At 63.3% G+C, this 17,073-nt stretch carries 18 protein-coding genes; 13 read left to right on the top strand and 5 right to left on the bottom strand.

Going from position 1 to position 17,073, the window contains the following annotated elements; translation table 11 throughout:
- Position 1 precedes the first annotated feature (1 nt).
- Together NKG95_RS28490 and NKG95_RS28495 are read right to left on the bottom strand one after the other, a co-directional pair.
- The gene (locus NKG95_RS28490; protein ID WP_352481428.1) at positions 2-973 is read right to left on the bottom strand and encodes an SDR family oxidoreductase; all 972 of its coding nucleotides are present in this window, start codon (positions 971-973) and stop codon (positions 2-4) included.
- Between the two features lie 62 nt (positions 974-1,035).
- A complete protein-coding gene (locus NKG95_RS28495) occupies positions 1,036-1,272 on the bottom strand; it encodes an FAD-dependent monooxygenase family protein (RefSeq protein ID WP_352548013.1) in 237 nt (78 codons plus the stop codon).
- A gap of 248 nt (positions 1,273-1,520) precedes the next feature.
- Here NKG95_RS28495 and NKG95_RS28500 point away from each other — a divergent pair, with 248 nt between their 5' ends.
- Genes NKG95_RS28500 through NKG95_RS28555 form a run of 12 tightly spaced genes read left to right on the top strand, consistent with a single transcriptional unit; the run spans position 1,521 to position 13,377 of the window.
- Positions 1,521-2,177 carry a cytochrome c3 family protein gene (locus NKG95_RS28500; protein ID WP_023720534.1) on the top strand — a complete coding sequence of 219 codons (657 nt, stop codon included), beginning with the start codon at positions 1,521-1,523 and terminating at the stop codon, positions 2,175-2,177.
- Positions 2,161-5,142: a TAT-variant-translocated molybdopterin oxidoreductase gene (locus NKG95_RS28505; protein ID WP_353043136.1), complete on the top strand. Its 2,982-nt coding sequence runs from the start codon at positions 2,161-2,163 to the stop codon at positions 5,140-5,142. Before NKG95_RS28500 ends, NKG95_RS28505 begins: the two co-directional genes overlap by 17 nt.
- Positions 5,135-6,502, top strand: coding sequence for an NrfD/PsrC family molybdoenzyme membrane anchor subunit (gene nrfD / locus NKG95_RS28510; RefSeq protein WP_353043137.1), 1,368 nt, complete (start codon positions 5,135-5,137; stop codon positions 6,500-6,502). Before NKG95_RS28505 ends, nrfD begins: the two co-directional genes overlap by 8 nt.
- Entirely contained in the window at positions 6,499-7,026 is a 528-nt protein-coding gene (locus NKG95_RS28515) for a DUF3341 domain-containing protein (RefSeq protein WP_352495091.1), read from the top strand. Before nrfD ends, NKG95_RS28515 begins: the two co-directional genes overlap by 4 nt.
- 2 nt (positions 7,027-7,028) lie before the next feature.
- On the top strand, positions 7,029-7,562 hold the full coding sequence (locus tag NKG95_RS28520) for a c-type cytochrome (RefSeq protein WP_352481518.1): 534 nt from the start codon (positions 7,029-7,031) through the stop codon (positions 7,560-7,562).
- Positions 7,559-8,695: a hypothetical protein gene (locus tag NKG95_RS28525; protein WP_353043138.1), complete on the top strand. Its 1,137-nt coding sequence runs from the start codon at positions 7,559-7,561 to the stop codon at positions 8,693-8,695. Before NKG95_RS28520 ends, NKG95_RS28525 begins: the two co-directional genes overlap by 4 nt.
- Complete coding sequence (locus tag NKG95_RS28530) at positions 8,688-9,140, top strand: hypothetical protein (RefSeq protein WP_023720528.1); 453 nt, start codon at positions 8,688-8,690, stop codon at positions 9,138-9,140. Before NKG95_RS28525 ends, NKG95_RS28530 begins: the two co-directional genes overlap by 8 nt.
- Positions 9,137-9,889 carry an SCO family protein gene (locus tag NKG95_RS28535; protein WP_353043139.1) on the top strand — a complete coding sequence of 251 codons (753 nt, stop codon included), beginning with the start codon at positions 9,137-9,139 and terminating at the stop codon, positions 9,887-9,889. The genes NKG95_RS28530 and NKG95_RS28535 overlap by 4 nt, the downstream gene beginning before the upstream one ends.
- The gene (gene coxB / locus NKG95_RS28540) at positions 9,886-10,857 is read left to right on the top strand and encodes a cytochrome c oxidase subunit II (protein WP_023720526.1); all 972 of its coding nucleotides are present in this window, start codon (positions 9,886-9,888) and stop codon (positions 10,855-10,857) included. Before NKG95_RS28535 ends, coxB begins: the two co-directional genes overlap by 4 nt.
- Entirely contained in the window at positions 10,854-12,491 is a 1,638-nt protein-coding gene (ctaD, locus tag NKG95_RS28545) for a cytochrome c oxidase subunit I (protein WP_352481434.1), read from the top strand. Before coxB ends, ctaD begins: the two co-directional genes overlap by 4 nt.
- Before the next feature lie 8 nt (positions 12,492-12,499).
- Positions 12,500-13,126 carry a cytochrome c oxidase subunit 3 gene (locus NKG95_RS28550; RefSeq protein WP_353043140.1) on the top strand — a complete coding sequence of 209 codons (627 nt, stop codon included), beginning with the start codon at positions 12,500-12,502 and terminating at the stop codon, positions 13,124-13,126.
- Positions 13,123-13,377 carry a cytochrome C oxidase subunit IV family protein gene (locus tag NKG95_RS28555; protein WP_352481436.1) on the top strand — a complete coding sequence of 85 codons (255 nt, stop codon included), beginning with the start codon at positions 13,123-13,125 and terminating at the stop codon, positions 13,375-13,377. The genes NKG95_RS28550 and NKG95_RS28555 overlap by 4 nt, the downstream gene beginning before the upstream one ends.
- 20 nt (positions 13,378-13,397) lie before the next feature.
- Here the strand turns inward: NKG95_RS28555 and NKG95_RS28560 are convergent, their stop codons facing one another.
- The 3 genes from NKG95_RS28560 to NKG95_RS28570 all read right to left on the bottom strand — a co-directional run bounded on the left by NKG95_RS28560 (position 13,398) and on the right by NKG95_RS28570 (position 16,468).
- Entirely contained in the window at positions 13,398-13,715 is a 318-nt protein-coding gene (locus NKG95_RS28560; protein ID WP_023720522.1) for a DUF768 domain-containing protein, read from the bottom strand.
- 472 nt (positions 13,716-14,187) lie between these two features.
- Positions 14,188-15,588 carry a phospholipase D family protein gene (locus NKG95_RS28565; protein ID WP_352495087.1) on the bottom strand — a complete coding sequence of 467 codons (1,401 nt, stop codon included), beginning with the start codon at positions 15,586-15,588 and terminating at the stop codon, positions 14,188-14,190.
- Between the two features lie 64 nt (positions 15,589-15,652).
- On the bottom strand, positions 15,653-16,468 hold the full coding sequence (locus NKG95_RS28570; protein ID WP_502913993.1) for an endonuclease/exonuclease/phosphatase family protein: 816 nt from the start codon (positions 16,466-16,468) through the stop codon (positions 15,653-15,655).
- A 181-nt stretch (positions 16,469-16,649) separates the two neighbouring features.
- Here NKG95_RS28570 and NKG95_RS28575 point away from each other — a divergent pair, with 181 nt between their 5' ends.
- Positions 16,650-17,060 carry a DUF427 domain-containing protein gene (locus NKG95_RS28575; RefSeq protein ID WP_023720519.1) on the top strand — a complete coding sequence of 137 codons (411 nt, stop codon included), beginning with the start codon at positions 16,650-16,652 and terminating at the stop codon, positions 17,058-17,060.
- The last annotated feature ends 13 nt before the right edge of the window (positions 17,061-17,073 follow it).

The raw sequence follows: 17,073 nt of genomic DNA on the forward strand, positions 1-17,073 counted from the left end.
GTCAGTAGCCGCCGACGATTGGCAATATCTCGCCGGTGATGTAGCTCGAGCAGTGCGGCGAGGCGAGGAACACATACGCTGGCGCGATCTCTTCCGGTTGTGCCGGTCGTTTCATCGGTGTGTCGGCGCCAAATTTCGAAACATCGCCGGCTTCCTTGTCCGAGGGGTTGAGCGGCGTCCAAACCGGGCCTGGTGCCACGGCGTTGACCCTTATGCCCTTGTCGACAAGGTTGCCCGAGAGCGCGCGGGTGAAGGCATGAATGCCGCCCTTGGTCATGGAGTAATCGACCAGTTGCTTCGATCCCTCGATGCCGGTCACTGAACCGGTGTTGATGATCGCCGAACCGGGTTTCATGTGCGGAACGGCCTCCTGCGCCATGTGGAAATAGCCGTAGAGGTTGGTCTTCAGCGTGGTGTCGAAATGCTCCTCGGTCAGCTCGCTGAAATCGCTGGAATGGACCTGGAAAGCGGCGTTGTTGACCAGCACGTCGATCCGCCCAAACTGCTGCACGATCTCAGCCACCGCGTTGTGGCAGTGGCCGCGTTCGCTGACATCGGCCTTGATCAGGATGCATCGCCGGCCTTCGGTTTCGACGGCCCTTTTGGTCTCTTCGGCGTCCTTGTCCTCCGACAGATAGACGATCGCCACATCGGCGCCTTCACGTGCATAGAGCACGGCCACCGCGCGGCCGATGCCTGAATCGCCGCCGGTAATGACGGCCACTTTGCCGTCGAGCTTTTTCGATCCGATATAAAATGGCGCATCGTAAAGCGGCGCCGGCTCGATCGCCCATTCATGCCCCGGCTTCGGCTGGTGCTGCTCGGGGAAGGGCGGCTCGGGATATTTGCGGGCACCGGCCTGCATGGCGCCTTTTGGCTTGCCCTTGGACTTGGACTTGTCCTTCTCGTCGATACGGCGCTGGATGTGCCGTTGCTTGGCGGCCTCGCCGGCGATTTCCGATTTCATCTGCATGGTCATCTCCCTGGCTTGAAACCCAACAACGCACGTCCGGCGAAAAGGTTTATGCGACCACTTCATTCCTTCAGCCCGGCGACCCGCTCCAGCAGCGGCCGTTGCAGCCGCGGTAGATGGCCGACGACGCTGAAGGCCGCGTTCCTGAAGCTTTGCATGATGCCATTGTCCGACCGGGCCATTGACAGGATGCGCTCGCTGAGGGTGATCCACCGTCGCCCTATCGGGTGGCGTTCGCTTGTGTAGCCGGCCAGCGTGCCTTCGACGAAACGCCTGGCGAATGATGCGGCGAGATTCATGCCGCGCGCGCCCAGCGGCGAATGGGATGGAGGTCGGGGATGGTCATGATGGTTGTCCGGGTGAAACGAAACGTGACCTCATCCGAACGCATGGAGTGTTCGATGGTTTCCGGTCAGCCCGACCCGATGGGCCAGGGCGGGGTAACCATTCTGTGATCTCCGCTGCCCCGGCCGGAACTTACCCACGCAGCCGCAGTTAGGGGCTTTGGGGGGTGGATACGGTTGCTGGATGTGAAATCGGCGAGGGGATGCCGCAGGTCTTTTCAAGGAGCGCCAACGGCATTTCACGCTTCGCTCTGTGGGGCGCGTGTTTCATGGCCATCTTTGCGGCTCTCGGCGGTACCGCCATCCTGCGTTCGGACTTCGTCACCGGCGTTGGCCGGCCGTTGGCGCAACCAGTGCCGTTCAGCCACAGGCACCATGTCGGCGAGCTCGGCCTCGATTGCCGTTATTGCCATAGCGGCGTCGAGACTTCGTCATCGGCTGGTCTGCCGGCGACGGAGGTGTGCATGACCTGCCATTCGCAGCTCTTCACCAACGCGGACATGCTGGCGCCGGTACGGGCGAGCCTTGCCTCCGGGCAGCCATTGCAGTGGCAGCGGGTGAACAGTGTGCCCGACTTCGTCTATTTCAATCATTCGATCCATATCGCCAAAGGCGTCGCCTGCGAGACGTGCCATGGCGAGGTCGACGACATGCCGCTGATACGGCGGGCGCACGCGCTGTCGATGGAATGGTGCCTGGGATGCCATCGCGATCCCGAGCCCAATTTGCGTCCGCCGCAGGACGTGTTCCTGATGCACTGGAAGCCGCCGGCCGGCATCGCCGAAATCCGCCGGTCGCTCATCAGCCTTCTCGATATCCACCCCGAGACCATGACCGACTGTTATGTCTGCCACCGCTGACAAGCCGATTGCGGCTCCAGACATGGCCGGCCTGCGCGAACGGCTTTCGCCTGGTCCGGAGCTGTGGCGGAGCCTCGACGAACTCGCCGATACACCGGAATTCCGCCGCTTCGTCGATGCCGAATTTCCTTCGATCGCCGAACGCATCCCGGCGCGGCTCGACCGGCGCACGCTGCTGAAGCTGATGGGTGCATCGCTGTCGCTGTCAGGGCTTGCCGCCTGCAGCCGGGCCGAGGACATCCTGCCTTATATCCGCCAGCCGGAAAACATCGTTCCCGGCCGGCCGCTTTATTACGCGACCACGCTTTCGAGCGACGGCTACGGCATCGGTGCGGTGGTCGAAAGCCATGAGGGCCGGCCGACCAAGGTGGAAGGCAATCCCGACCATCCGGCCTCGCGCGGCGCGACGGACGCTGTCATGCAGGCGGCGGTGCTGTCGCTGTTCGACCCCGATCGCTCGCGCATGCCGCTGAAGCATGGCGAACCCGCAGCCTATGACGACTTCCTTGCCGACATGGTCGAGCTCATCTCGCGGCTCGCTGGAGCTGGCACGGCGCTGCTGATCGAAGCAACGACCTCGCCTACCATGAAGGCGCAGCTCGAGGCGCTGCGCGCGCGCTATCCCAGGCTGAGGCTGTTCCGGCACGATCCCCTGGCGACGCCGTCCGGCACCGAAGCCACACAGACCCTGTTCGGCAGGGCGCTTGCACCGGTCTGCCGGTTTGATCGCGCCGAGGTGATTTTCAGTCTCGACGCGGATTTCCTGGGCGAGGGCCCCGGTCGTCTCGCCTACGCCCGTGATTTCGCTGCAAGACGCCGCGTGCGCCGGGCGGACGATACGATGAGCCGGCTCTATGCGGTGGAGTCGACGCCGACGATCACCGGCGCTGCCGCCGATCATCGCCGGCCGGTGCGGCCGAGCGAGGTCGAAACCGTCGCAGCGGCGCTGAGCGCCGTGCTTGGCGGCGAAGCGGCGCCAAGCGCCTTGGCATTGGACCCGACCTGGCTGGCTGCCGCCGCGAACGACCTGAAGGCGGCCGGCCGCTCGGCGCTGATCGTGCCGGGCGCCCATCAAACGCCGTTCGTCCATGCCGCCGCTCTTGACATGAATGCGCGGCTTGGTGCGCTTGGCAACACCGTGGAACTGATCGAGCCGCCCGACGCGATGCCCATCGAGGGCGACCTCGCGCGTCTTTGCCAGGCGATCGCCGCGCGGGACATCGACACCGTTGTCATACTTGGCGCCAATCCTCTCCACACTGCGCCTGCGGGACTTGATGTCCACGACGTGTTTTCGCAGCTGAAGCTTCTTGTCCACTGGGGTCTCTACCGCGACGAAACCGCCTTCGTCGCACACTGGCATATCCCTGCTGCGCATGATCTCGAGAGCTGGAGTGACCTGCGCGCCCATGACGGAACCGCGTCCATCGTGCAGCCGCTGATCAGGCCGCTTTACCAGGGGCGGACGGTGCATGAACTCCTGGCCGTGCTTGGCGGTGAATTAGCTGTTTCTGCGCTGCCGCTCGTCCGCAGGACATGGGCACAAACGACTTGGGCGCAAGCACTGGACAATGCCGCGTGGCGAGAGGCGCTTCGCGACGGCTTTGTATCCGGCAGTGCCAGCACTCCAGTCTATGTTGCGATGCCTGCGGATTTGCGCGGCCTGAAGCCGCGCATCGAAGCGGCAAAAGGCGTCGAAATCCGTTTCGTTGCCGATCCCTGGCTGCGCGATGGACGCAATGCCAATTCGGCCTGGCTGCAGGAGCTGCCGCGGCCGCTGAGCAAGGTCGTCTGGGGCAATGCAGCGCTGATGTCGCCGGCGACAGCCGGGCGGCTTCAGGTGGAAAACGGCCGGGTCGTCAATATCGCCTCGAACGGCATGGACATCGATGCGCCGGTCTGGATCATGCCTGGCCATCCCGACGACACCGTGACGCTTGCTCTGGGTTTCGGCCGGAAGCTCGGTTCGGTGGCAGCACTCGCTGACGGCCACGACGCGTACAGGCTGCGAAGCCCTGAGGCTCCCTGGATCGTCTATGGCGCCATGATCACGCCGCGCGACAGCAGCGCACGGGTCATCACCACACAACACCACCAGGCGATGGAGGGCAGGGCGATCGTTCGCCATGCCTCGCTCGATGCCTTTCGCAAAAATCCGTACTTCGTGCGCGACGGCGTGCCGCCGACGCCAAGCGAGTCGCTCTATCCTGACTGGCAATACAGCCAGGAAGCCTGGGCCATGTCGATCGATCAGTCGGCATGCATCGGCTGCATGGCCTGTGTTTCTGCCTGCCAGGCGGAAAACAACATCGCCACCGTCGGGCCGGACGAGTCGGCACTCGGCCATGAGATGCATTGGCTGCGGATCGACCGCTACTATTCCGGCCCGCCCGACGATCCCGAGGTCTTTTTCCAGCCGGTGCCTTGCATGCATTGCGAGAAGGCGCCGTGCGAGGTCGTCTGTCCGGTCAACGCCACCACCCACACCCATGACGGGCTCAACGCGCAGGTCTATAACCGTTGCATCGGCACGCGCTACTGCTCGCAGAACTGCCCCTACAAGGTGCGGCGCTTCAACTTCCTGGACTTCCAGGAATTCGACAAGGATGCGGCGGGACCTGAACAGACCGTGCACAATCCAGACGTCAGCGTCCGTTCGCGCGGCGTGATGGAGAAATGCACCTACTGCGTCCAGCGCATTTCCGAAAAGCGCATCAAGGCTCAGATCGAAAACCGCGCCATAGCCGACGGCGAGGTGGTGACCGCCTGCCAGCAGGCCTGCCCGACGCAGGCGATCGTCTTCGGCGATCTCAACAGCAAGGGCGCCAGGGTGGCGCAGGAAAAAGCGGCACCGCATCACTACGCCTTGCTCGAGGAGCTGAATACGCGACCGCGCACCACCTATCTCGGCAAGATCAAAAATGTCAATGGCCGTCTCTCGTCAGGCGGGAAAGCCGATGGCTGAGGCTTTTGCTGCAAAACCGGGCGCATTGCCCGTTCTGCGTGGCAGGCACGACCTTCCGGAGATCAGCGGCCGTATCAGTGCGATCGTCCTCGACGGCAGGCTGCCGCGCTATTTCTGGGCAGCTTTTTTTTCCTGCTTCGTCTTCGTCCTCATCTTCCTCTATTCGATCACCTATCTGATCTCGGTCGGCGTTGGCGCCTACGGCATCAACGTCCCCGTCGTCTGGGGCACGATGATCGGCAATTTCGTCTGGTGGATCGGCATCGGCCATGCCGGCACGCTGATCTCGGCCGTGCTCCTGCTTCTGCGCCAGCCATGGCGCGCCTCGATCAATCGCTTTGCCGAGGCGATGACGCTGTTTGCCGTTGCAATGGCCGGGCTTTTCCCGATCCTGCATCTCGGCCGCCCGTGGTTCTTCTACTGGTTGCTGCCGCTGCCCAACACCCATATGCACTGGCCGCAATGGCGCAGCCCGCTGGTCTGGGATTTCGCGGCGATCGCCACTTATGCCAGCGTTTCGCTGATGTTCTGGTATATGGGCCTGCTGCCCGATCTCGCCGTCCTGCGCGACCGAGCGAAATCGCGCCCGGCGCAGCTGTTCTACGGCATACTGGCAATCGGCTGGCGCGGTTCGGCCTTTCATTGGGCGCGCTATCAGACGGTCTATTTCCTGATGGCGGCACTGGCCACGCCGCTGGTCGTCTCGGTGCATTCGATCGTCTCGCTCGACTTCACCTTCGCCATCACGCCGGGCTTCCACTCGACGATCTTTCCGCCCTATTTCGTTGCCGGAGCGCTGCTGTCCGGCTTCGCCATGGTGCTCACCATCGCCATCCCGCTGCGCTGGGCGTTTTCGGTCCAGGATCTGATCACGCTGCGGCACATGGACAATGCCGCCAAGCTGATGATCGCCGCCGGCATGATCGTCATCTATGGCTACGCGTCCGAGGCCTTCTTCGCCTGGTATTCGGGCGAGATCTACGAGCGCACGATGATGTGGCAGCGCGCCTTCGGACCTTATGCGCCGCTGTTCTGGGCCATGCTCGCCTGCAACGGCGCAGTTTTGCAATTGCTCTGGTTCCGACGGGTGCGCCTCAACATGCCGGGGCTGTTCGCCATTGCACTCATCATCAACGTCGGCATGTGGATCGAGCGCTATGTCATCGTCGTCACCGGGCCAAGCCGCGATTACCTGCCGTCGTCCTGGGGCGAGCAGTCATTGAGGTGGCTCGACTTCGGCATCCTGTTCGGCTCGATCGGCACCTTCTTAGCACTGGTCTTCCTGTTCATCCGCATCCTCCCGGCCATCACCATCTTCGAGGTCGAGGAGCTGGCCGAGGAAAGGGGCAGCGCAGGATGAGACTTTACGGCGTCATCGCGGCTTTCGCCGATCCCGAAGCGCTGACCGAGGCGGTCCGCACCATGCGGGCGCGTGGCTACCGGCGCATGGACGCGTTCTCGCCATTCCATGTGCGTGGGTTGGCCGAGATGCTCGGCATGCGCAAGACGCGCTTGCCGTGGGCCATCCTTGGCGGCGCCGTCGCTGGCGCGGTGTTTGTCTACGGGCTGATCCTCTATTCGGTCGAGATCGACTATCCGCTCAATGTCGGCGGCCGGCCGCTGCATTCCTGGCCGGCCTTTCTCGTCATTGCCTTCGAGGCGGCGATACTTGGCGCCGCGCTGGCCGCATTCTTCGGCGGGCTGGCCGCCAATCGCCTGCCCGAATATTACCACCCGGTCTTCAATGCCACGAGCTTCACCTACGCGCGCGGCGGCAAGTTCTACCTGCTCGTCGAAGCCGCCGATCCGAAGTTCCGCAAGGGCGTGACCAAGGGCCAGCTGACCCGGCTTGGCGCCGAAACCGTGGAGGAGGTGGAGGCGTGAACATGCGCACGAGTCTGCTGGCGGCAGCCTTGCTGCTCGCCGGCTGCCGGCAGGACATGGAGGACCAGCCGCGCTACGATCCGCTCGAAAAGAGCAACCAGTTCGCCAACGGCATGTCGGCGCGGGCGCCGGCCGAGGACACGGTCGCACGCGATGCCGATCTTTCGCCGGTGCCGGACACGTTTCCCTATCCGGTCACCATGACGCTGCTGCGGCGAGGCCGGCAGCGCTTCGACATCTTCTGTTCGCCTTGCCACGGCCGCACCGGCGACGGCCACGGCATGGTCGTCGAGCGTGGCTTTCCAGCGCCGCCCACCTATCATCAGGACGCGCTGCGCAAGGCGAGTGACAGGCATTTCTATGAGGTCATCAGCTACGGCTATGGCGCCATGTTTTCCTACGCGGCGCGCGTCCCGCCTGCCGACCGCTGGGCGATCGTCGCCTATATCCGCGCCCTGCAATATTCGCGCGAGGCGCCAATTGCCGAACTGCCGGAAAGCCTCCGCGCCGAGCTCAATGCGGAGCCAGATCGATGATGCGGCTTGCCACCGAACGTTTGATTTTGCCGGCGCTTGCCGTGGCCGCCGCCGGACTTGTGCTTTGCGCCGCGGGATTGGCCTTCGACCTCAGAGCCATGTTGGCCGGCTGGCTGCCTGCGGCGCTGTTCCTGCTCGGCCTGCCGCTCGGTGCGCTGACCATCCTGATGGTGCATGGGCTGACCGGTGGCCGCTGGGGCGAGGCAATCCGCCAGCCGCTACGCGGCTTGGTCACGACGCTGCCGCTGGCGCTGCTTCTGCTGCTGCCGGTTCTGCCCAGGCTCGACCTGGTCTTTCCCTGGGCGAGTGCCGACGCGGCTGCATTGCCCGAGACGGTGCGCCTGAAATTCTCTTATCTGAACGTTTCGTTCTTTTTGTTGCGCTTTGCCGCCTGCGCTGCGATCTGGCTGGTGCTGGCGTGGCGCGTGCTCGACTGGACAACGACCGATAGCGGCCGCGGCAGCGCCGGCCGCGGCAAGGCCTATGCCGCTGGATTGATTGCGCATGGGCTGACGGTGACGATCTTTGCCATCGACTGGATGCTCTCGCTCGAGCCGGAGTTCTCCTCGACGATCTATGCGCTGCTGGAAGCATCCGCCGAAGTCGTCGGCGCTTACGCTCTGGCAATGACGGTGCTGTGTGCGAACCGCTCGATCGAGGTCATGCCGGGCGGCGAGGAGGATGTCGCGCTGAGCGAGGATTTGGCCAACATGCTGTTCGGCTTCGTGCTGCTATGGGCCTACCTGTCGTTCATGCAATGGCTGGTGACCTGGGGCGGCGACCTGCCGAACGAGATCCGCTGGTACCTCATTCGCAGCAGCAATGGCTGGCAATATCTGCTCTGGCTGCTGATTGCGCTGCAATTCGCGATCCCCTTTGCCGGGTTGCTCAGCCGGGATCTAAAGCGCAGCCATGCCGGCCTTCTGTCGATCTGCGGCATCGTGCTGGCCGGCCATTATGTCGATGTCCTGTGGCGGATCAGACCGCCGCTTGCCGGTGGCGGTGTGACAGCGTTCTGGTGCGACCTTGCCGCGCTGGCAGGAGCCGGCGGCCTCTGGCTTGCGCTGCTGCTTTTCGTGCTTGGCCGGCCGGACGGTATCGGCTTCTGGCGCCGGGGGCCGGCGCATGGCTAGGGCGGCCCGCCATCCCGAAACGCGCGATATCTGGCCGGGCGCGCTGCTTGCCTTCGCGGCCGGCTTGCTGCTGTTCCTGGCGGCATCAGCCATCGTCCTCGGGCTCGTCTTCGACACCAGACCGTTGTGGCCGCTGCCGGGGCCATCGTCGGCCGGCAACCGAGCCAGTCCCGCCTTGCAGCGCTTTCCGGAAGACGACCTAGCCGCCTTCCGCAAGGCGGAGGAGCAGGCACTGAACAAAGTCGGCTGGGTCGACCGCACCGCCGGCATTGCCCGCATTCCGATCGAGGACGCCATGTGGGCGATCGTCAGCCACGGTTTGCCGAACTGGGGGCAGCCGCCGGCGGCCGCCGGCGCCGACTGCGGATTGGTCGAGGCCGAGATACCACGCGCGCCACAGGCCGCTCGCTGCCGGACCGCGCCAGGCCAGGGAGGCAGGCCGTGAAGGCTTGGCTAACCGCTTTTTCCCTCCTCGTGGCGCTGCCCGCCACGGCCGTCGCACGCCCGGCCTTCGATCCCGAGATCGGCGCACAGCTCAGCCTCGACCGGGTGTTTCGTGATGCATCCGGCGTGCAGCGCACGATCGGCCAAACGCTTGCGGGCCGGCCGGCGCTGCTGATTTTCGGCTATGACAAATGTCCGAACCTTTGTGGTGTGACCCAACAGGCGGTCGCTTCGGATTTGAAAAAGACGTCGCTCGATCCCGAAACCTATCGCGCTTTGTTCGTCTCGATCGATGCCGCCGACACGGCCGGTGATGCGAGCGATGCGCAAACCACCGTCGCCGCTGTGGCCGACGCGAGGAACCTGTCGGCATGGCGGTTCCTGACCAGTGCCGACGGCGCCGGTGCCGCCCTTGCGGCGGAGGCTGGCATCAGCTTCGACACACGCGCCAGGATCGACCAGTTCGCCCATCCGATCGCCGTCATCGCGCTGACGCCGAAAGGCCGGATAGCGCAGGTGCTGCCGGCGCTGAGCTTCACGCCGCGCGATCTTAAGCTTGCCCTTGTCGAGGCATCTTCCGGCAAGCTCGGCTCGATCGCCGATCATGCCTTCCTGCTCTGCGCCGGCTTCGATACCTCTAAGGGGCAATATGCGCCGGCGATTTGGGCTGCCTTGAAGCTCGCCAGCATCGTGATGGTGGTGGGGTTGGCGACGGCCATACTGCAGCTGGCGCGCAGGAGGCGGGCGTGAGCTTCGGTATCCGGTTTTTCCCGCCGGAAGCCTCGTCGATCGCAAGCAGCATCGATGCGTTGTTCTATACATTGCTGGCCTTCGCGGCCGCGCTCGGCCTGTTCCTGACCGTTCTCGTGGTCGGCTACGCCGTCAAATATCGCGTCGGCTCCGCCGCCGACCGTACCGGGGCGCGTGCCCGCAGCCTGCCGCTGGAGATGACATGGAGCATTGCCAGCCTGGTGATGGCCTTCATCTTCTTCGGCTGGGGCGCAGTCCTGTTTGTGCGGCGCGACCATCCGCCGCCGGACGCTATCGAGATCGCCGGCCTCGGCAAGCAATGGATGTGGGAGTTCCGCCATTCCGGCGGCCAGCGTGAGATCAACGAGCTGCACGTGCCGGTCGGCAAGGCGGTGGTGGTGTCGCTGGCATCGCAGGACGTCATCCACTCCTTCTATGTGCCGGCCTTTCGGGTGAAGCAGGATGCGGTGCCGGGACGCACCACCAACGTCTGGTTCATTGCCACCGAACCGGGCCGCTACCATCTGTTCTGCGCCGAATATTGCGGCACCCAGCATTCCGAAATGGGCGGCTGGGTAACGGTGCTGGCTCCGGAGCAATATGCGTCGTGGCTGGGCAGCCAAGATGAAGGCGAAAGCCTCGCCGCGAGCGGCGGGAAACTGTTCCGCGCGCTCGGCTGCTCCGGCTGTCATGGCAATTCCAGTAAGGTGCGGGCGCCCGGCCTCGATGGGATTTTCGGCCGGCCGGTGGCGCTGGCGAACCGGCAGACGGTCATCGCCGACGAACGCTATCTGCGCGATTCGATCCTTGTCCCGAACAAGGAAATCGCCGCCGGCTACCAGCCGGTGATGCCGAGCTTCGACGGTCTGGTCGATGAAGCCGAGTTGCAGATGCTGATGGCCTATCTCAAGTCGCTTTCGTTCCAATTTCCCTCGTTCCCGGCGGCAAACAGCGAGGCGCCGCAATGAATCGCGATTTGGCGCCGGCAAACTATCTCAGTGAGGGTGCCTGGCCGCGCGCCTGGCTGCTGACAACCGACCACAAACGGGTAGCGTGGCTCTATCTCGTCTCGCTGACGGCCTTCTTCTTCCTCGGCGGTGCGTTTGCCGTGCTGATGCGCATCGAGCTTGCGACGCCGGCCGGCGACCTGGTCTCCGACGATGTCTACAACCGGCTGTTTTCGCTGCACGGCATCATCATGGTATGGTTCTTTCTGGTGCCGTCGATCCCGGCGACGCTCGGCAATTTCCTGTTGCCGCTGATGATCGGCGCGCGCGATCTTGCCTTTCCCCGGCTCAACCTGGCCAGCTGGTATGTCTTCATGTTCGGCAGCCTGTTCGCGCTCGCCTCGGTGCTTTTGGGCGGCGTCGACACCGGCTGGACCTTCTACACGCCGCTGTCGACGCTCTATGCCAACGGCTTTGTCTCGACCGCGGCATTTGGCGTTTTCATCGTCGGCTTTTCGACAATCATGACCGGCATCAATTTCATCGTTACCGTCCACACCTTGCGGGCGCCCGGCCTCACCTGGTTCCGGCTGCCGATCTTCGTCTGGACGCTGTACGCCACCAGCCTGGTGATGGTGCTGGCAACGCCGGTGCTCGCAGCATCGCTGATCCTCATCGTGCTGGAGCGCGTCTTCGGCATCGGCATCTTCAATCCCGACCTCGGCGGCGATCCGCTGTTGTTCCAGCATCTGTTCTGGTTCTACTCGCACCCCGCCGTCTACATCATGATCCTGCCGGGCATGGGGGTGGTCTCGGAAGTGCTGCCGTGCTTCAGCCGCCGGCCGCTGTTCGGCTACAAGGCCGTCGCCCTGGCTTCAATGGCGATCGCCGTCTTCGGCTTTCTCGTCTGGGGCCACCACATGTTCGTCAGCGGGCAGTCGGCCTATGCCGGCGTGGTGTTTTCGTTCCTGTCCTTCTGCGTCGCGATCCCATCGGCGATAAAGGTGTTCAACTGGAGCCTGACGCTGCGCAAGGGCGAAATCAGCTTCGAGACGCCGATGCTTTATGCCCTGTTCTTCCTGGCGCTATTCACTTTTGGCGGGCTGGCCGGCCTTTTCCTTGCCGCCCTCGCCGTCGACGTCCACGTTCACGACACCTATTTCGTCGTCGCCCATTTCCACTACATCATGGTCGGCGGCATGGTGACCGCCTACATGGCCGGGCTGCATTTCTGGTGGCCGAAGCTCACCGGCCGCATGTATTCGGAGATTTGGGGCCGTATAGCCGCGGCTGTGACCTTCATCGGCTTCAACCTGACCTTTTTTCCGCAATATGTGCTCGGCTTTTTGGGCATGCCGCGGCGCTACCATACCTATCCGCCGGAATTCGCTTTCTGGCACATCCTGTCGTCGGCAGGCGCCGTGGTGCTGGCGATCGGCTATCTGATGCCGCTCCTCTATTTGGCGTGGTCGCTGTTTCGAGGCGCGCGGGCGCCGGATAATCCATGGCGAGCCACCGGGCTCGAATGGCAAACAAGCTCGCCGCCTCCGGCGCATAATTTCGATCGCATGCCGACCGTCACCAGGCCAGCCTACGATTATCCGATGAAAGGCCTGACCGAGAAACGGTCGGACCCGGTGGAGGATCTGGTTTGAAGTCACCGATGACAAGCATCGCCTTCGACCGGCCGGCTCGCGAAACGGCAGCCGCCAGCTTTGCCATGTGGGTGTTCATCGGCTCCGAGGCGATGCTGTTCGGCGCCATCCTGCTCGTCTTCATGTTTGCCCGGTTGAGTTATGGCGACGCCTTCGCCGGCGCGGCGAAGCATCTGTCGCTGCCACTGGGCACGGCCAATACCGTCGTCCTGATCACCAGCAGTTTCGCCATGGCGCTCGCCCATATGTACACGGCCGCGCGGCGATGGCGCGCCGCCGGCCGGGCATTGGCTGCGACGGCGCTGCTCGGCGTCGTCTTCCTGGCGATCAAGGCGACGGAGTACGCCAGGGAATTCGGCGAAGGGCTGGCGCCGGTGCTCGGCGCGCCTTTCATCTATAAGGGCCCGGATCCTGTCCATGCCGAATTCTTCTTCGGCCTCTATTTCGCGATGACCTCACTGCATGCCTTGCATCTGATTTGCGGCGTAATCGTCATCGGCGGCATCCTCGCTCTGTGGCCGCGCACGATCGAGGCCGGCCGGTTCCGCCGCGTGCAGGCAATCGGCCTCTATTGGCATTTCGTCGATATCGTCTGGGTCTTCCTGTTCCCCGTCCTCTATCTGATCAACAGATGAGCGAGTTCCGCAAACTCACGCTTGCCTATGTCGGGCTTCTGGCCTTGCTGGCCCTGACTGTCGGCTCGTCCTTCCTGGCGCTTGGCGCCTTCAATTCGGCACTCAACCTGACGATCGCCGCGGCCAAGGCTGCCGTCATCGCCATCCTGTTCATGCATCTGGCCAGCGCCGGCGTCCTGCCGCGTCTTGCGGTCGCTGCTGCCGGGCTTTGGCTGATGATCCTGTTCGGGCTGACGCTGATCGGACAATAGGCCGAAGCGGCGCACCTCGTTCATACCCTTACAGCGGCTCCGGAACGGCTTTGCACGGACGGCTTTTGCTCGGCCGCCGGCATGGAAGCCCTTTGGCCATCGCCATTCAGATGCCGGGCCTCGTCCTCGGCTGCGTCTTCAAGCTTGGCGACGAGCAGATCCTTGAGGTCGCCAACCTCTTCCTCGATGTCTTCGATGGGTACGCCGGCGTCGGCCGCCTCTTCCTCGCATTCCCTGGCGAGGATTTCCGCCTCTCTTTCAAGCCTGATCGGAGGCGGCGGCACATGAACGTTTTCGTGAATCCAGTCCTGCAAGAATTCTATCGCACTATCACTCATGGGGCTCACCTGTAGCGGCAAACTGTAGTGCCATTAACGTACGTGCTGCAAAATGGATGCTTGGCAACGCCGGATTTCGAATAGCGATACTTGACAATAGCGTGATCGCCAAGGAGCTAGAGCTTTGCAGCCAGGGAAATCATTTGGCGTCGCAGAAATGCGGCTAACCAGACAGTTGGAGGGGGATGTAATTTGAAGGCATCCCGCCCTAAGACGCGTTGCGCCGTCGCGCCGGTGTTGCGCGATTCGGGTCGCCGGACGGCCGAACATCGTCATCTGCGGCAGATCGTGTCGGCCGCTCAGCGACACGGTCGGCGCGCATCTTGCGTTTATGCGCCATCCAGAATGGCAAGAGCTCGGCAAGAAAACTGTATATCGTGGTCTTCATCGGCATGCTCCGGACAACGGTTACAACTCGTCATCCCGGAGTTCCGTTCCAGCAAAGAGTTGCGTTCCGGCAAATCCGTCGCCTCTACAATTGCGATTCGATAGGCAGGCATCCAACCAGCGCTGCAACGATGCGCCGATAGAGACTGGCCTCGGGTTCATGCGAGTATTGCCGCATCTCGCCATCCGCCATGCCGAGCCACCGCAAGGCGCCTTTGTCCAAGACCAGCTGGTAGCTCGTCTGCGCCGACTTTTCGCGCTCGAACCGCCGGCGCAACTCCATCACCAGATTGGTATCATGGAAAAGCACGCCCATTTCCGCATTCAACGACACCGAACGCGGATCGAAATTGAAGGAACCGACAAACCCCAACGTGTCGTCGACCGTGAAGGCCTTGGTGTGGAGGCTGGCTCCCTTTGAGCCGAAAACGGAGATGTTGGCCTGGCGGTCGAATGGCTGCAATTCGAAAAGCTGGATACCCTTTTTAAGCAGCTTGCGGCGGTATTTGGCATAGGCGCCGTGCACGGCGGCGACGTCCGTCGCGGCGAGCGAGTTGGTCAGGATTGCAACCTCGGCGCCACGGTCCACCAGCTTCGACAGGATGGCCAACCCGGTGCGGCTGGGGATGAAATAGGGCGAGACAATTTCGAGGCGCTGCCTGGTCGCCGCGATAGCGGGAAGCAGCTCCTTTGTCAGCCAGTTCCTGCGCCTCTTGCCGCGCACCTTTTCCGGCGGATCGGAAATGACGCGAACGCCTTTCGTCCAGCAGACGTCGCTGTGCGCTACAATGAACTCCGTGATCGTGCGCCAGGCACGCAGGCTGTTCAAAAGCTGGCCGTCCGCGGTCGCATCGAGATTGTCGAGGAAATCGGCGCGCGAGCCCGCCGTAGCCGGATTGAGCAGTTGGATCGGCTTTGCCGCCTCGCAATTCCAGAACGCCTCGAAGATCTGCATCGTCTGCCCTACGGCAGGACCGAGAAGCAACAGGTCGAGATCACGAAAATTCGTCTCCGCAGCGTCGAAATAGGCATCGCCGATGTTTCTTCCTCCGACGATGGCCAGGCTCTCGTCGGCGATCCAGGCCTTGTTGTGCATGCGGCGGGTCATCGCAAACAGCCGGGCGACCATCTCCAGCGAGCGAAAGATGCTGCCGTTCCTCATGCCGCTGGGGTTGAATAGCCTCAGCTCGATGTTCTTGTAGCTGTTGAGCGCCAGGTAAGCGGCGTCGCTGTTGCGCGGATTGATATCGTCCAGCAGCAGGCGGACGCGGACACCGCGCTCCGCCGCCTTGACGACCTCCTGCATAAGCAGCCGGCCGCTATGGTCGTCGTGCCAGAGATAGTACATCAGGTCGAGGCTGCTGGTAGCACTGCGCGCGGCAAGGATTCGCGCGGCAAACGCGTCATAATTGTCGGCGATCAGCAGCAGTCCGCTATTACCGGCCGCGATCTTGTCCTGGGCAAACCGCGAAATGGCTGTATCCATGAAATGCACCGGCGAACGTCAGCGAAGCAAACGATCTGAAAATCTGACTAACAACCCTTCAGGTTCATTCTGGTTGCAGTCGCGGCTGCCTTATCGCGTCCAGGTTCAGGCGGGCCTTGATGGGCAGATGGTCGGAGGCGCGCTGCGCCAGCGGCGTCGTGTGCACCTCGATGCTGGAAATGAGGTGCGGCGGCCTGGCCAGGATGCGGTCGAGCGCAAACAGCGGAAAGCGCGACGGAAAGCTCGGCAGAACCGCATCGATCGGACCGAAATGCGGCAGCAGGGCCAGCAGCGAAGACCTGTTGCGGACGCGCCACTCGTTGAGATCGCCGAGCAAGATTGTCGGCCGCAGAACCGGGTGCGTGGCTTCGACAAGCGCGTTGGCTTGCTGCGAGCGCGAGCGCCGCAGCAAGCCGAAATGCGCGGCTATGATCCTGAGCGAGACGCCCTTCAGCTCCAGGTCCGCGATAACCGCGCCGCGCGGCTCGAGGCCGGGCAGCCGGATCTGGTTCACGCTTTCGACCACGCCGCGTCGCGCCAGGATCAGATTTCCATGCCAGCCATGGCTGCGGCGGTTTTCCGGGACATGTGTGGGGACGAGATCGCTGTCGCGCTCGAGTGCTGCGAGATCCAGCAATCCCTGCCTGCTTCCGGTCCTTTCGTCGGCCTCCTGCAAAGCAATGATATCGGCATCGAGCTCCTTGACCACGGCCGCGACCCGCTCCGGATCGAACCTGCCGTCGGTGCCGACGCATTTATGCACATTGTAGGATGCGACCGTGGTGCATGAAATTTCACTGCCGGGTGCCGTAAACCGCGGCACTTCCCTTCGCAGCGCAGCGCCAAGTGACCTTGGGAGGGTAGGCGATCGATCCAGCATGTGGTCCATTTGCGGTTGAGTCGGCGAGTGGCGGCCATTGCGATTATGGCGCGTGCGGAGGTCTGAAACAACGACGACCTTGCAAAACCGTTCCACCACCGGCCTCGGCGCGCCCGCGGTCTGGAACTCAGACGGGCAACAACACGTTTCGGGAAGGCAGCGCAGTCAACGGAGAAGTCGAATGCAGTCCTTAGCCGCAGATTCCGCCCCCCGCCCAGGCCCGCTCAGGATTGTCCCGTTCGATGGAACTGTGACCGTTCGGTTCTCCGATGCCATTATTGCGTCGAGCGAGCGGGCAAAGCTGCTCTATGAAGACGGCCATGATCCGGTTTTCTACATCCCCTTCGAGGACATCTATTTCGACCTGTTGGAGAAGACGAACACAACGAGCCACGGCGCGCTGAAGGGCACGGCAAGCTATTGGCGTGTTCATGCGGTCGGTTCGTCGGCAGAAGACTTCATGTGGGCCTACGAGACGCCCGACACCCCGGCATTGGCGATCGCCCGCCATGGTGCGTTCGATCCCGACCGGGCGCGGATCGAGGCCGATCCCGCGGAAGACAAGCGGCACACGCCGCACGTCACCGAGTAGACCCACATCGGCG

The sequence above is a fragment of the Mesorhizobium sp. M1423 genome (genome assembly GCF_040317575.1).
GTDB lineage: Bacteria > Pseudomonadota > Alphaproteobacteria > Rhizobiales > Rhizobiaceae > Mesorhizobium.